This is a genomic window from Aliiruegeria lutimaris (genome assembly GCF_900099935.1).
Classification (GTDB): Bacteria; Pseudomonadota; Alphaproteobacteria; order Rhodobacterales; family Rhodobacteraceae; genus Tropicimonas; species Tropicimonas lutimaris.
Map to the genome: position 1 here is coordinate 49,053 of NZ_FNEK01000030.1, position 14,665 is coordinate 63,717.

At 63.7% G+C, this 14,665-nt stretch carries 11 protein-coding genes and 1 pseudogene; 9 read left to right on the top strand and 3 right to left on the bottom strand.

Features of this window, described 5'->3' with window-relative positions; all coding sequences use genetic code 11:
* The first annotated feature begins 2 nt into the window (after positions 1 to 2).
* Genes hypD through hypE form a run of 3 tightly spaced genes read left to right on the top strand, consistent with a single transcriptional unit; the run spans position 3 to position 4,425 of the window.
* The gene (gene hypD, locus BLR85_RS15000; RefSeq protein ID WP_093157625.1) at positions 3 to 1,112 is read left to right on the top strand and encodes a hydrogenase formation protein HypD; all 1,110 of its coding nucleotides are present in this window, start codon (positions 3 to 5) and stop codon (positions 1,110 to 1,112) included.
* A complete protein-coding gene (gene hypF / locus BLR85_RS15005) occupies positions 1,109 to 3,412 on the top strand; it encodes a carbamoyltransferase HypF (RefSeq protein WP_170844586.1) in 2,304 nt (767 codons plus the stop codon). The genes hypD and hypF overlap by 4 nt, the downstream gene beginning before the upstream one ends.
* On the top strand, positions 3,409 to 4,425 hold the full coding sequence (hypE, locus tag BLR85_RS15010; protein ID WP_093157631.1) for a hydrogenase expression/formation protein HypE: 1,017 nt from the start codon (positions 3,409 to 3,411) through the stop codon (positions 4,423 to 4,425). Before hypF ends, hypE begins: the two co-directional genes overlap by 4 nt.
* Before the next feature lie 85 nt (positions 4,426 to 4,510).
* On the opposite strand, the gene pta is transcribed toward hypE, so the two are convergent.
* Positions 4,511 to 6,646 (bottom strand): phosphate acetyltransferase, encoded by a 2,136-nt coding sequence (gene pta / locus BLR85_RS15015; protein ID WP_093157634.1) that lies wholly within the window; start codon positions 6,644 to 6,646, stop codon positions 4,511 to 4,513.
* Between the two features lie 300 nt (positions 6,647 to 6,946).
* On the opposite strand from pta, the gene BLR85_RS15020 reads away from it, so the two are divergent.
* Complete coding sequence (locus BLR85_RS15020; RefSeq protein ID WP_093157637.1) at positions 6,947 to 8,617, top strand: peptidase U32 family protein; 1,671 nt, start codon at positions 6,947 to 6,949, stop codon at positions 8,615 to 8,617.
* A 14-nt stretch (positions 8,618 to 8,631) separates the two neighbouring features.
* Here BLR85_RS15020 and BLR85_RS15025 read toward each other — a convergent pair.
* A pseudogene (locus BLR85_RS15025) lies at positions 8,632 to 8,964 on the bottom strand (hydantoinase B/oxoprolinase family protein); the annotation flags it as partial.
* A 229-nt stretch (positions 8,965 to 9,193) separates the two neighbouring features.
* On the opposite strand from BLR85_RS15025, the gene htpX reads away from it, so the two are divergent.
* The 5 genes from htpX to BLR85_RS15050 all read left to right on the top strand — a co-directional run bounded on the left by htpX (position 9,194) and on the right by BLR85_RS15050 (position 14,323).
* A complete protein-coding gene (gene htpX / locus BLR85_RS15030) occupies positions 9,194 to 10,099 on the top strand; it encodes a zinc metalloprotease HtpX (protein WP_093157639.1) in 906 nt (301 codons plus the stop codon).
* A 186-nt stretch (positions 10,100 to 10,285) separates the two neighbouring features.
* Complete coding sequence (locus BLR85_RS15035; RefSeq protein ID WP_170844587.1) at positions 10,286 to 10,762, top strand: CIA30 family protein; 477 nt, start codon at positions 10,286 to 10,288, stop codon at positions 10,760 to 10,762.
* A gap of 631 nt (positions 10,763 to 11,393) precedes the next feature.
* On the top strand, positions 11,394 to 12,404 hold the full coding sequence (gene dctP / locus BLR85_RS15040; RefSeq protein WP_093157644.1) for a TRAP transporter substrate-binding protein DctP: 1,011 nt from the start codon (positions 11,394 to 11,396) through the stop codon (positions 12,402 to 12,404).
* A gap of 30 nt (positions 12,405 to 12,434) precedes the next feature.
* Entirely contained in the window at positions 12,435 to 13,031 is a 597-nt protein-coding gene (locus tag BLR85_RS15045; protein ID WP_093157646.1) for a TRAP transporter small permease, read from the top strand.
* A complete protein-coding gene (locus BLR85_RS15050) occupies positions 13,028 to 14,323 on the top strand; it encodes a TRAP transporter large permease (protein ID WP_093157649.1) in 1,296 nt (431 codons plus the stop codon). The genes BLR85_RS15045 and BLR85_RS15050 overlap by 4 nt, the downstream gene beginning before the upstream one ends.
* 74 nt (positions 14,324 to 14,397) lie before the next feature.
* Here the strand turns inward: BLR85_RS15050 and BLR85_RS15055 are convergent.
* Positions 14,398 to 14,665 (bottom strand): integrase core domain-containing protein (locus BLR85_RS15055; RefSeq protein WP_139188414.1); only part of this gene is annotated, 268 nt, incomplete at its 5' end.

The following is a 14,665-nucleotide window of genomic DNA, read 5'->3' on the forward strand; positions in this document are numbered from 1 at the left end:
CCATGTCGCCGAAAGCCGCCGACTGGCTGGAACGCATCCGGGCACTGGACCTGCCGCGAAAGGTCCGAATCATGAATGTCTGCGGCGGGCATGAGCGCTCCATTTCCAAGGCAGGGCTGCGCAACGTGCTGCCAGACACTGTCGAGTTGATACCCGGCCCGGGCTGCCCCGTCTGCGTCTGCCCCGAGGAGGATATCTACCAGGCGATCCAGTGGGCGACGAACGAGGATCTGACCCTCGCTACGTTCGGCGACATGCTGCGCGTGCCCGTCAACCTGCGGAAAAACGAGATCCGCTCGCTGGAACAGGCCAAGGCCGCCGGCGCCGACGTTGTTCCCGTCGCCAGCCCGCAGGAGGCCGTGGCCCTTGCCCGCGCCCGCCCGGAACGCCGCGTGGTTTTCTTCGCGGCGGGTTTCGAGACCACCACGGCGCCGGTTGCTGCGATGATGGCGCAAGGTGTGCCGGAAAACCTGTTCCTGCTGCTCTCGGGGCGTCGCACATGGCCCGCCGTTTCGCTGCTGCTGAACGCGGGCGAGGTCGGTTTCGATGCCTTGATCGCGCCAGGCCACGTCGCCACGGTCATGGGGCCGGAAGAGTGGGAATGCGTCGCCACGGATCACGAAATGCCCGTGGCCATTGCCGGTTTCGATAGCGACAGCCTGCTGGCGGCGATCCATTCGGTGCTTCGGCAGGTGCAGGAGGGCGCGCCTTTGCTCGACAATTGCTACACCCTTGCGGTGCAACCCGGCGGCAACCCGGTGGCGCGCAGGTTGCTGGCGGATGTCATGGAGATCGCCGATGCCAACTGGCGGGGGATCGGGGAGATTCCCGCCTCCGGTTTCGTTCTGCGCCCGGAATACGCCGCGCATGATGCCCGCAAAGCCCTCCCGGTGGAGGAGGGTGAAGCGCGTCGCAGGATGGGCGAAATGCCGGCCGGTTGTGAATGCGCCTCGGTCGTGCTTGGCCGGATCTATCCCGCCCAGTGCCGCATCTACGGTGCGCCCTGCACGCCGCGAAACCCGGTCGGACCCTGCATGGTTTCTGACGAGGGGGCCTGTCGGATCTGGTGGAGCAACGGGCGCCGTGCCCGCGTGGAACAGGAGGCCGGATGAGATCTTCGCCCCAAGCTCCGTCTGGCGCGCACAGATTGCTTGCCCGTCGCGTCGTTCTGACCGGCCACGTGCAGGGGGTCGGGTTTCGCCCGCATGTCTATCGTCTCGCGGTGGCGCGCGGGTTGACGGGGTGGGTGCAAAACCGGATGGGCGCGGTCCATGCCCTTGTCGAGGGGCCGGAGGAGGCCGTGTCGCGCTTCCTGCGCGAGGTGGTGGAACAGGCGCCGCCCCTGTCGGATCCGCATCTCTCCGAGGCGGTTGAAACCGCTCCCGAGGGCGGCGGGAGCTTCACGATCCTCGAAAGCGATGCCGGTTCCGATGTCTCGATCTTCGTGCCGGCCGATACATCGGTTTGCCCGGACTGCCTGCGCGAGATGCGTGACCCCGGGGACCGGCGGTACAGATATCCTTTCATCAACTGCACGCAATGCGGGCCGCGCTACACGCTGATCGAGGCGATGCCCTATGACCGGGCCAACACGACGATGGCCGGTTTTCCGCTCTGCGAGGCCTGCCGCCGGGAATACGAGGACCCGTCGAACCGCCGCTTTCACGCCGAGCCCGTGGCTTGCCCGGATTGCGGTCCGTCGCTGCGCTTCGCGCGACAGGGCAAAACGGTGATCGCACAGACCGAGCCAGCCCTGGCCGCGACGGCCGCGGCGCTCAAGGCGGGGGATATCGTGGCCGTGCGCGGGATTGGCGGGTATCACCTGGTCTGCGATGCGCGCAACGAGGCGAGCGTGCAGCGGCTTCGCCAGCGCAAGCACCGTCCCGACAAGCCATTTGCCGTCTTGGTGCCCGAGGCTGGCGTTGACGGGCTGGATGGGGTTCGCGCGCTTGCACGGGTTTCTGCCCGAGCGGCCCGGGCGCTGTCGATGCCGCATCGCCCCATCGTTCTCATGCCCCGGCGCGAGGATGCGGAACTGGCCGCTTCGGTGGCGCCGGGCCTCGGCGTGTTGGGGCTTTTCCTGCCCTACAGCCCGCTGCACGTACTGCTGCTCGATGCGATCGGCGGGCCGCTGGTTGCGACCTCGGCCAATCCGAGCGGGGAGCCGGTGCTGACAACTCCCGCAGAGATCGAGGAACGGCTTTCCGGCGTGGCCGACGCGGTTCTGCACCATGATCGCCCGATTGCGCGCCCCGCGGACGATCCCGTGCTGCGCGAGATCGCGGGAACGGTTGTACCGCTGCGGCTCGGGCGCGGGAACGCCCCGGTAGAGCTGTCGCTTCCGTTTGCTTTGGAAAAAAACGCGCTGGCGCTCGGTGCCCAGATGAAAGCGACCGTCACGCTGGCCTTCGGAAACCGGGCCGTGATCTCACCCCATATCGGCGAGATGGAGGCCGCGCGCAGCCTGCAAGTGCTCGAGGACGTGTCGCGCAGCCTGCAGAGCCTCTATGGCGCGCCAGCCGGCGTGCTGCTGTGCGACGCCCATCCCGGCTACACCACTCACCGCTGGGCGCGAAATCAGGGCCTGCCGGTGGTGCCGATCCTGCATCACCATGCCCATGCCTCGGCACTGGCGGCGGAATATCCCGACGCAGTCGGCAACTGGTTGGTTTTTACCTGGGACGGTGTCGGCATGGGAACGGATGGCACGCTTTGGGGTGGGGATGTTCTTTGGGGGCGACCGGGAAACTGGCGGCGCGTCGCGCGGTTCCGCCCCTTCCGCCTGACCGGGGGCGACCGGGCCGGTCGCGAGCCATGGCGCAGCGCCGCCGCGCTATGCTGGGCGGTTGGGCGGGATTTTCACAATACACCGGATGGGGGCGAGATTGCGCGGCGGGCCTGGGACAAGGGGATCAATACGCAGGAAACCACTGCCGCAGGCCGGATCTTCGACGCGGCGGCTTGCCTCGTGATCGGGCGAACGCATGTCAGCTTCGAGGCGCAAGCTCCGATGTTGCTAGAAACGCTTTCCGAAGGGATCGAAGGGCAGGCAACCCCCTTGCCGATTTCCTGCGGCGAGAGCGGTCTGCTGGAGGTCGATTGGGCACCGCTGTTGGACCCGCTCAACGACAGGCGGCGCTCCGAAGGTGAAAGAGCGGCCGGGTTCCATGCCAGCATGGCGCAGGTCGTGCCGGATCTGGCCCGGGCATTGGCCCGGCAATTCCCCTTCGGCCAGATCGGGCTGACAGGCGGCGTGTTTCAGAATGCCCGCCTCGTGCGGGAGATACTGAACCGGGCGGTCGGGTTGGAGGCCCCTCTGCGGATGCACCGGCATGTGCCCTGCAACGATGCGGGGATTTCCTTCGGGCAGGTGGTTGAATATGCCGCGCGGGCGCGGGGAGAGGACGGATGAAGCTTGAGGACAGCCACATATCGCTGGCCCACGGCAATGGCGGGCGGTTCATGCGCGAGCTGATCGACGAAGTCTTTGCCCGGCACCTGTCGAATGACACGCTGGACACCAACGCAGATTCCGTCGCGCTCTCCCTTCCGGGCGAGCGGATCATGTTCACGACCGACGGTTTTACCGTCCAGCCGCTGGAGTTTCCCGGCGGTTCCATCGGCTCGCTCGCCGTGCATGGCACGACCAATGACCTCGCGGTTGCGGGCGCAGACCCGCTCTTCCTGAGCCTGAATGCCTTTATCGAGGAGGGGGTGGAGGTTGCGCTGCTCGAACGCATCGTGGCCGATCTGGGCCGGGCTGCCACAGAGACTGGCGTCCGTGTCGCCGCCGGCGATACCAAGGTGCTCCCGAGGGGGCAGGGGGGCGGGATCTATCTCGCAACAACCGGCATCGGCGTCTATCGGCATCCGGGTGTGCTGGCGATGAACGAGATCCGGGCGGGCGACGTAATGCTGGTGAGCGGGCCGATTGGCGATCACGGTATCGCGGTCATGCTCGCGCGTGAGCAGTTCGGATTGCGGGGCGACATCCGGTCCGACGCGGCCAGCGTGCTGCCGCTCACACGGGCTCTGCGCGCGGTGCCGGGTGTCCGTTTCATGCGGGATCCCACGCGCGGAGGGCTGGTTTCGGTCGCCCATGAAATAGCGCGCGCAACCGGGCTGGAAATCACCCTTGATGAGCCGTCGATTCCCGTTCGGCCGGCCGTAACAACCGTCTGCGACATGCTGGGATATGACCCGTTTTATCTGGCTTGCGAGGGAAGGGTGGTTGCGGTCGTGGCGCCGGATGCGGCGGCAGAGGCCTTGCGCGCGTGGAAGGCGCTGCCGGGTGGGGGAGATGCGTCCGTGATTGGCGAGATGCGCGCGTTGGTGCATGGCGGCCGGGTCTTGCTGAAGACGGAGCTCGGCGGGCTGCGCATTCTCGAAGAGCTGGAAGACGATCCGTTGCCGCGGATCTGCTAACGGCTTTCCCCGGCACCCAAGGAGAGACCGGGACGTTGAGCAAGGGAGGAACGCCCCGCCCGAAAAAACCGGGCGGGGCGTCGGGTCAGACTGCCTGGGCGGTGGGAACCGCAGGAGCGTTCTGGGTTCCGGCCTGAATGGCGGTCAGCGCGATCGTGTAGACGATGTCTTCGACCAGCGCGCCGCGCGACAGGTCGTTCACCGGCTTGCGCAGGCCCTGCAGCATCGGGCCGACGCTGACCACGCCGGCAGAGCGCTGCACGGCCTTGTAGGTGGTGTTGCCGGTGTTGAGATCGGGGAAGATGAACACGTTCGCGCGGCCGGCAACGGCGCTATCGGGCGCCTTCTGACGACCGACGCTCTCGACCGAGGCGGCGTCGTATTGCATCGGGCCGTCGATCAGCAGATCGGGGCGCAGGCTCTGGGCCAGACGGGTTGCATCGCGCACCTTTTCCACGTCCGAGCCGGTACCCGAGCCGCCGGTCGAATAGGAGATCATCGCCACGCGCGGCTCGATGCCGAAGGCGATGGCGGTCTCGGCGGACTGGATCGCGATGGTTGCAAGCTCCTGCGCCGACGGATCGGGGTTGATCGCGCAGTCGCCATAGATCAGCACCTCGGTCGGCATCAGCATGAAGAACACACTGGAGACGATCCCGGCGCCGGGCTGGGTCTTGATGAGTTGCAGTGCCGGGCGCACCGTGTCGGCAGTGGTGTGGATGGTGCCGGAAACAAGCCCGTCCACATGCCCCTCGGTCACCATCATGGTGCCGAGCACGACCGTGTCCTCCAGCTGTTCCTGCGCCTTTTCGAGCGTCAGCCCCTTGTGCTTGCGCATTTCCAGCAGCGGCGCGACATAGCGGGTGCGGATCGAGGCCGGGTCGATGATCTCGAGATTGGACGGCAGCGACAGGCCCAGCTTCGCGGCCTTGCCTGCAATCCGGTTGGGGGCGCCGAGCAGGACGCAGCGCGCGATCTGCTTCTCGGCACATTTGATCGCCGCGGCGATGGTGCGCGGTTCCTCGCCCTCGGGCAGCACGATCCGGCGATCCGCGCCGCGGGCCAGCTGCACCAGCTGGTGGCGGAAAGCGGATGGCGAAAGCAGCGAACGGGACGGCGCGCCGATCCGCTTCAACAGCGAGGATACGTCGATCCGGTCGGCGATGAAGCTGATCACCCGCTCCATCTGGTGGCTGTCATCGGCGCTGACATGGCAGTCCAGCTTCGCGAGCTGCGCCGCAACGTGGTAGGTGTCGTCAGTGGCCAGGAAGATCGGAAGGCCGGCCTCCACCGCGGGTTTCATGGTCTCGGTCACGATCGTGTCGGGACGGTTGCCGCAGGTCAGCAACAGCCCCGCCAGCCGGGTGCCGTTCAGGAAAGCGAGCGAGGCGGCAAGGCAGATATCGGCTCGGTCGCCCGGGGTAACGAGCAGCGCGCCATTTGCAAGGGTTGGCAGCACCAGCTCGACCGAGCGGGCGGCAACCACGACTTCGCTGACACGCCCGGCGGCCATGGCGCCTTCGTTCACAACGGTCAGATTCAGTGCGTCGACCATTTCCTGCAGGCGCGGTGCATAAAGGCTCGAATTGAACGGGATGGTCCCCAGAACGGGCAGGTTGGGGCCGAGATCCGCCTGCATGAGACCCTGCAACTGGTCGGGGTCGGTTCCCGCGGACACCTTGTTGACCAGGATGCCGGCATAGCCGTCTTCGACATCGGTCGATTCCTCGGCATTGCCGAACTGGCGGGCCACCCGCCGGACGAGGTCTCCGATATCGTCCGCCGAGGGACGGTTCGCGTTGACCACGGGCACAAGGTCCGCACCGAGCGCGCGGCACATCGCGGCGTTCACGGGCAGGGCGAGCGTGTCGGTCTCCACCGCGACAAGGCCTTCGACGACAAGGATGTCGTGATCGCCGTTCAACTCGTCCAACAGGTCGACGACCTCGTCCATGAGAGCGTCCATCTCGCCGGCGGCGATCAGGTCCTTGGCGCGGGAGAGCGGCAGCGTCCCCGTGACCGGCAACTTGCACAGATCGCGCGCGAAGGCGACGGAGGGATCGCTCGTTCCGCGCGCCCCGATCGGCGATTGGCTTATGGGCTTGGAGAACGCGACACTCAGTCCCTCGCGCTGCAAGGCGCGGACCAGACCGAGCGCCATGGAAGTCAGGCCGGCATCGTGGTTGGAAGAGGCGAGAAAGAGTACTTTTCTGGGAGGCATTTCGGACGTCCGGTGCAGTTGAGGCTCGCAAGCGTCGCGCGTTCAGCAGACAGAAGGCCACGCATGCGTGCAGAATTCGTTAAAATGATATAAGGAGCTGGCTCCGGCAGCACTACCCGCCCGTTGTGCACACCGGCATGCCGCCCGCTGCATATGCATTGTTGCGATGCAGAAAAATCGGGCACGCACGATTGCATTTTCCACGATGCGACGCCATTGCTGCGTGCTGCGCCCACTCTGTCATTGGCGCCACGCTCAGTTCAAAAAAAGGGGTGCCTACCCCCGGAAGGTCAGGATTTCATGAAGACGCAGACGCCCCGCAGATCCGAATTGCTCATGCCGGCCGGCTCGCTCGAACGGCTGAAGATCGCCGTGCAATATGGCGCCGATGCGGTCTATCTCGGCACGCCGGACATGTCCCTGCGCACGAAATCCAAGTTCTCGCTCGAAGACGTCAAGACCGGCATCGCCTATGCCCATGCCCATGGCGTGCGGGTCTACCTGACGCTGAACCTCTTCACGCATAACAAGGATATCGCCAAGCTGGCCGATTACACGCAGGTGCTGCGCGAAATGCGCCCCGACGGGGTGATCGTGGCCGATCCGGGCGTGTTCCGCTACCTGCGCAAACACGCGCCCGAGCTGTCGCTGCATGTCTCGACGCAGGCCAATGTCTGCTCCTGGCTGACGGTGAATTACTGGAAGGAAGAGGGTGCGGAACTGGTGGTGCTGGCCCGCGAGGTGAGCTTTGCCGAGCTGGCCGAGATCCGCGAGCACTGCCCCGATATCCGGCTGGAGACCTTCGTGCATGGTGCCATGTGCATGACTTATTCGGGGCGCTGCCTGCTGTCGAACTACCTTGCTGAGCGTGGCGCCAACCAGGGCAATTGCGCCAATTCCTGTCGCTGGATGTACAAGCTCCACCTGCGGCTGAAGGATGGCACGTCGCAGGAGATCGAGCTGAACGAACACAATAGCGAGCTGTTCGAGTTCCTGCTGGAGGAGGGCGTCCGCCCCGGCGAGTTCATGGCGCTGGAGGAGGATATGCGCGGCAGCTACATCCTCAACTCCAAGGATATGTGCCTGATGCCGAAGCTCGACCAGCTTCTGGAGATCGGCGTGGACAGCCTCAAGGTCGAGGGCCGCAACAAGAGCGCCTATTACGTGGCCAGCGTCACCCGCGCCTATCGCCGGGCCATTGACGCCTGGTATCGCGATCCGGAGGGCTGGGCGCCCGAGCCGTTCATGGCCGAGCTGGAAGGGGCGACCAACCGCGGCTTTACCATCGGCTTCCACGAGGGACGGCTGAAGAACCACGCCCATAATTACGACCACACCCGCTCGACCGCGCCGTGGGAATACGCGGCCATGGTCGGGGAGGTGCGCGATGACGGGCTGGTGCTGAACGTCAAGAACCGCATCGATGCGGGCGACGTGATGGAATTCCTGCCGCCCGATCCGGCGTTGGAGACGGTCCTGCTGCGCCTCTATGCCTTCGAGATCGACGGCGAGGACGAGACCATGGAGGTGGTGCACGGTTCACTCGGCCACCGCGTTTTCGTGCCGTGGAGCGCCTTTGACCGGGAGGACCCGGAGGTGATCCGCAAGGCGTTCCCGCCGATGACCATCGTTCGCAAGGAATCGATGTTGCCCGAGGATGACTGGGCCCGCATCCGGTTGGACAAGACCGCGCAGAAGATCGAGCTGGGCCAGGAGGGGCGCGAGAAAGCCTATCGCCGGCAGGTGAAGGCGCTGCAGGAGACGATCTCGGACGAGGCGGTCGCGCAGCGCGCCCACTCATCGCGCACGGGCGTGGAGCGCTGCTGCGGGCGTGGCTGCAATGGCTGCCTGATGTTCTGGAACGATCCGGAATATGCCCGCGCGCGGGAGGTGCTCGCCGCGCGCAAACATGGCGAATTGCTGGAACGCGATGGCCGCGCGCCGCCACTGCCGCCGATCGTCTCCACGTAGACCCAGATATTGCCGTCCTTGTCGGTGCCGTTAAAGATCGCGTCGGCGCGGCAGCCATTGCCAGCGGCCATGACCTTGCCCGGCAGGGCCTCGGACAGCGCGCCATAGACTACGTCGCAGACCTGTTGCGCCGCCGCGATGCGGCCGTCGACCGCTGCGGGGGGCTCGCAGTTCAGGATCGAGCCGTTCGGCGCGGTGACCGTCAGCGGGCGGGCATGGCCGGCATTGGGCAGGATGGTCGGATCCAGCACCGCCTTGACGGTGTAGAAGCAGGCCGCCAGCAGCGAGGTGTAGATCAGGTTCAAATCGCCGCGCACCTGCGGCGGGCCGTCGAAATCCAGCGCCATCTCATCGCCCTCGACGGTGATCTCGACCGGGAAAGTCAAGCTTTCCGGGCGCTGGTTGCTGTCGAAGCTGTCCCGTACGCTCCCTGGGATTCCGGATCGTCGACGCCTGAACAGGCACCGCCGGCTGGTAGCTGACCTTGGTTAGATCTCGACCGCCCCAAGATTGTGTCGGCGGAATTCATCTCTATATCGAAACCATGTACCGGATCAGTTCCAGGAGATGAGATCCATGGGATATGCGAAAACGGCCGCCCTGATGGCGGCGATGACCGCCCTGTTCATGGGGATTGGCTACCTTCTAGGCGGCTCCGGCGGGATGTTTTTTGCGCTGATCATGGCGGCCGGGATGAATGCGTTTTCCTGGTGGAACTCCGACAAGATGGTGCTCCGGATGCATAATGCCCGGCCCGTGAGCGGCAATGATCCGCACGGGCTTGTCCGGATGGTTGCCGATCTGGCCGACAATGCCGGCCTGCCGATGCCTGCCGTCTACGTGATCGATACGCCCCAGCCCAACGCCTTCGCTACCGGCCGCAATCCGGACAATGCCGCCGTGGCAGTGACGACCGGCCTGATGCGCAGCCTCTCGCGCGAGGAACTGGCCGGGGTCATCGCGCATGAGCTGGCCCATATCCGCAACCATGACACGGCGATCATGACCGTCACGGCGACCTTTGCCGGCGCGATCACGATGCTTGCAAATTTCGCGCTGTTCTTCGGTGGCCGCCGGGACGAGGGGCCGGGTATTGTCGGTACGCTGGCGCTCATGCTCCTCGCTCCGCTCGCCGCGGGATTGGTCCAGATGGCGATCAGCCGGACGCGCGAATATGCCGCCGACAAGGCCGGGGCCGAGATCTGCGGCCAACCGAACTGGCTGGCCGATGCGCTGGAGCGGATCCAGGCCGGGGCATCGCGGATCGACAATGATGCCGCGGAGCGCAATCCGGCCACGGCCCATATGTTCATCATCAACCCGCTGCACGCCCATGCGCGCGACAACCTGTTTGCGACCCATCCCTCGACGGCCAACCGCGTTGCGGCCTTGCGGCAGATGGCCGGCGCAAACCCCACGGTTCGCTCCCGCATCCCGGTTCATGCACGCGGGCAAAAGCCGCGTTCCGGGCCTTGGGACTAGCGTCGCCGGGACCAGGGAAGGGATTGGCCGGCTGCAAGAAAAACCGCGCCGGGCCGCTCCACATTTGGCTGGATCGGACTATTTCTCAAGGAAGAGGAAGAAGGGAAATCTGGCCGGATGATACGAAACACGTTGATTGCACTCGCCCTCGCAGTCGTTGGAACCGCCGTCTCTGGTGAAACATTGATGACCCGAAACTTGCAGCCCGCCGCCGATCTGAGTTGGACCTACGTGGCCGATAACGTCATGGGCGGTGTATCCGAAGGCCAATCCGGCGTTGGCGAAGACAGTGGACAGTCTTTCGTTCGACTGTCGGGAGACGTCAGCACCCAGAACCGCGGCGGCTTCATCCAGGTCCGGACCATGATTGACCCGGTGGAGGCGGATGCGCAGGGGCTGGTCTTGAAGGTGCGCGGCAACGGGGAACGTTATTTCATCCACCTGCGTACCCGGTCGACACTTCTGCCATGGCAGTATTATCAGGCCGGGTTCGAGACCGGATCCGACTGGCGCGAAGTAAAGCTGCCGTGGTCGGCATTCGAACCGTCGGGCCAGTTGCTTCCCGGCCGCGTGACCCCGGAGACGATCAAGTCGGTGGGGCTGGTCGCCTTTGGTCGCGACCACAGCGCCGATGTGTCATTGGCCGAGATCGGATTGTACTAGGCCGGACGAAGTACGGGACAATCGATTGGCGTCCATTGGTCTGTATCAAGGTCCGATCCGGGATTGCCCGGCTGCACGAAATGGCCGCCCTCACTGGGCGGCTTTTTGATCAGGGCTGTCAGGCGTTCAAGTCTGGGGCGGAAACAAGCGCTCCACGCCTAGTTCCTGAACGGGTCATCTCCGATTTTGTCATGGCTGCGAACTGGAAGGACCCGATTGTTCTTGAGTACTCTCAGAACCTCCGGCGCAGCCTTGCCGATTGCCTTGCTACTGACGTCACTTCCAAAGGCTCGACACGGATCGCTCCCAGGCCGCGAATGCTTTCGAGCCTTGAAACCGCCCCCGCCGGCCTCTGATCTGCCACGGGGGGGGCACAATCCACATTGGAGGCTGTTATCGCAGGGATTACCATGGTCGGGCTTGTTATTGCGAAGCGCAAGCCGAACAAATTTCCGCGAATTGCTTCGACCGAGTTCCCGCATGAAAAACCTGGCAATACGGGAGCATCTGAAAATGCGACCGCGGATGTGACGGTTCCCGAGCAATCGGTTGATTTTTCTACAGCATGTGTAAGGGTGGTACCGTTGCCACCTCTCAACGAGGGGCCCAGGGAGGATTTGGAGGAGAACTCATGACCATGAAAATTTCGCGCCGCGGAATCCTGGCGACGGCCACTGCCATGGCCGTATTTGCATCGATCGGAACCGGGGCTTTGGCCCAGGACAAGATCAAGCTGCGCCTGTCGGCCGTTCAGTCCGAGACCGACCAGCGGTCGGTTGCCATGATTGAAAAGTTCGGCCCGATGATTGCCGATTTTGCCGAGTTCGAGCCGCATTGGAACGGGACCCTCTATGGCCAGGGAACCGAGCTTGAGGCGATCGCTTCCGGCGACCTCGAGATGTCGATCACCTCGGCACAGGAACTGGCGACATTCTTCCCGGAATTCTCCATTTTCACGGCCGGTTACGTGCATCAGGACGCAGCGCACCAAGTCGCTGTCTTCAACGACCCGCTGATGGAGCCGTTCAAGAAGAAAGTCGAGGATGAGCTTGGCGTCAAGCTGCTGTCCGTAATGTATCTGGGCCGTCGACAGGTGAACCTGCGGCAGTCGAAGGACGAGCTGACGGTCATGACGCCGGCAGATCTCGCCGGGGTAAACCTCCGGATGCCTGGTACGGACGCCTGGCAGTTTCTCGGTCGGGCGCTGGGCGCCAACCCGACGCCCATGGCATTCACGGAAGTCTACACTGCGCTTTCGACCGGATCGGTCGACGGCCAGGATAATCCGCTGCCAACGGTCGTCGATGCAAAGTTCTACGAGGTGACGAAACAGATCGTGCTGACGTCGCACCTCGTAGATCTCAATTACATCGCGCTTTCGAAAGCCGCTTGGGATGGCATGACGCCAGAGCAGCAGGAGAAGGTACAGGCCGCAGCCGATGCCGCCGCCGAGTTCGGACGCCAGAACCAGCTCAAGAAGGAAGAGGAGCTTGTCGCCTTCCTCGAAGAGCAGGGACTTGAGGTCTACGAACCCGACGTGGCCGCGTTCCGCGATCAGGTGCAGAAAATGTACCTCGAGAGCGAATATGCCTCGACCTGGCCGGAAGGCGTTCTCGACAAGATCAACGCGCTCGGGAACTGACGCCTGAAACCCGCACGGGAGGATTGAGACATGGGCACCATTACCCGTTGGTTCTCCCGTGCGACCGAATTCGTGGCGGCCATCATGATGGCCGCCATGTTTGCCACTTTCATCATCCAGATCACCATCCGCTACACTGCGCGCCTGTCGTGGGTCGGAGAAGCGGTGCCCTTCCTCGCGCCGGACCGTTACGGCTGGACGCTGGAGTTCTGCCTGCTGATGTGGGTCTGGATCGTCTTCTGGGGGAATTCCTTCATCGTCCGCCAGCGAGACCATGTCACCTTTGACATCCTCTACACCCATGTTTCGCCCGATGTCCGAAAGTGGTTCGCAATCATTTCGGGCATCGCGGTCTGTGTGGCGTTGCTCGCATCGGTCGAGCCGACGTGGAGCCGTTTCGCCATCCTGAGGCTGAAAAGCACGGCGACGCTCGATCAGCTCTTTGGCCCCAATCTCAAGATGCGAGGGGTCTTTTCGATATACATTGCCTTCCTTGTGATCGTGGCTCTGCGCTACAGCTGGCGGGCGATAAACGCCTTCCGCCACGGCGCGGAAGCCGACCTGCATCACTACTCCGAGATTGCAGAGGAAACTGACGAAGAGTTCAAAAAAGCAGGTCCTAAATGACGCTCGAATTCGCTGCCTGCCTGCTCACGCTGTTCTTCCTCGCCGGGATCGGAACACCTGTCGCCTATTCGATCCTCGTTGCTGCGATCGTCTACTTGTTTACCGCGGGTCAGAGCATCGGGATCGCCGGCAAGCTGCTGATGGACGGCCTCTACCAGAGTTTCATTTTGCTCGCGGTGCCGCTCTTCATCGTTGCCGCGAACATCATGAACGCCGGCACGATCAGTGACCGGCTGCTTCGGTTCTGCATCGGCCTCGTGGGGCGCTTCCGGGGCGGGCTCGGGCACGTGAACGTCGTTGCCTCGTTGATCTTCTCCGGCATGTCCGGCTCCGCCGTTGCCGACGCCGCAGGCATCGGCAAGATCATCATCGACATGATGGTCAAGTCCGGCCACTACACCCGCGGTTACGCGGCCGCGATCACGGCCGCTTCCGCAACGATCGGGCCGATCATCCCGCCGTCGATCCCGATGGTGCTCTACGCGCTCGTTTCCAACACTTCGATTGGCTACCTGTTCCTCGGGGGCATTCTGCCCGGGCTGCTGATGGGCGTCGTGCTGATGGCGATGAACTACTTCATATCCAGCCGGCGGGAATTCGGAATGGAGGAACCCGTTCCGCTGAAGGACCTGCCATCGCTGACAGTCACCGCCTTTCCGGCGCTGCTCATGCCGGCGATCCTGCTCTACGGGATCTATGGCGGTGTCACCACGCCGACGGAAGCCGCGGCAGTCGCAGCCTTTTATGCACTCGTGCTTGCGGCCTTCTTCTACCGGGCCCTATCGATCAAAGCCTTCTACAGGATCCTCGTGGAAAGCGCTCGATCATCGGCCGCCGTCGGCCTGGTAATCGGTGGCGCGCTGATCCTGAACTTCATTGTCGCCTCGGAAAACATTCCCAACATGGTGGCCGGTGCGCTCGTGGGCCTGGACGTGCCGCCAGTCTTGTTCCTCATCGGCGTCAACATACTCATTCTGCTGCTGGGCTGCGTTCTCGATGCAACGACAATCATTCTTGTAATCATACCATTGTTTCTTCCGAGTTGCCGAGAACTCGGGATCGACCTGGTGCATTTCGGTGTCGTCGCGGTCGTCAACTGCATGATCGGCCTGATCACCCCGCCCTACGGCATCCTTCTCTTCGTGATCAATGCGGTCACCCACATACCGCTCGGAGAGATCATCCGCGAAGTCATTCCTTTCCTTGTGGTGCTGATACTCGCCCTGCTGATACTGATACTGGTTCCGGATGTGGTGCTCTTCCTTCCGCAACAACTTGGATACCAGAGCTAGTTGGACAGAAGGTAGAGGTGGCTCGGTTTGTCTGAACAGGTTGAAGCCGTTTTCTAAGTGGATCTTCCGCTCAGTTATGCCGCGACCGGGACTGGCCGTGGCGGGTTGAGATATGCCTGATCGGGCGTTTGCCCGTCCAGCGATGAATGCGGTCTCCGCGTGTTGTAGAAGGCCAGGTATCGGGCGAGGCCCGCGCGAGCCTCGGAGACGCTGTCATAGGCGTGAAGGTAGACCTCTTCATACTTGATCGTCCTCCAGAGACGCTCGACGAATACGTTGTCGCGCCAGGCGCCTTTTCCATCCATGCTGATCTGGATCTCGGTAGCCTTCAGCGCCTTGATG

Bases quoted from the DNA above. Each gene is read 5' to 3' on its own strand.
- dctP (WP_093157644.1), top strand. From the start codon at position 11,394: ATGACCATGAAAATTTCGCGCCGCGGAATCCTGGCGACGGCCACTGCC.
- pta (WP_093157634.1), bottom strand. From the start codon at position 6,646: ATGCCTCCCAGAAAAGTACTCTTTCTCGCCTCTTCCAACCACGATGCC.
- BLR85_RS15045 (WP_093157646.1), top strand. From the start codon at position 12,435: ATGGGCACCATTACCCGTTGGTTCTCCCGTGCGACCGAATTCGTGGCG.
- hypE (WP_093157631.1), top strand. From the start codon at position 3,409: ATGAAGCTTGAGGACAGCCACATATCGCTGGCCCACGGCAATGGCGGG.
- BLR85_RS15035 (WP_170844587.1), top strand. From the start codon at position 10,286: ATGACCCGAAACTTGCAGCCCGCCGCCGATCTGAGTTGGACCTACGTG.
- BLR85_RS15050 (WP_093157649.1), top strand. From the start codon at position 13,028: ATGACGCTCGAATTCGCTGCCTGCCTGCTCACGCTGTTCTTCCTCGCC.
- htpX (WP_093157639.1), top strand. From the start codon at position 9,194: ATGGGATATGCGAAAACGGCCGCCCTGATGGCGGCGATGACCGCCCTG.
- hypF (WP_170844586.1), top strand. From the start codon at position 1,109: ATGAGATCTTCGCCCCAAGCTCCGTCTGGCGCGCACAGATTGCTTGCC.
- hypD (WP_093157625.1), top strand. From the start codon at position 3: ATGTCGCCGAAAGCCGCCGACTGGCTGGAACGCATCCGGGCACTGGAC.
- BLR85_RS15020 (WP_093157637.1), top strand. From the start codon at position 6,947: ATGAAGACGCAGACGCCCCGCAGATCCGAATTGCTCATGCCGGCCGGC.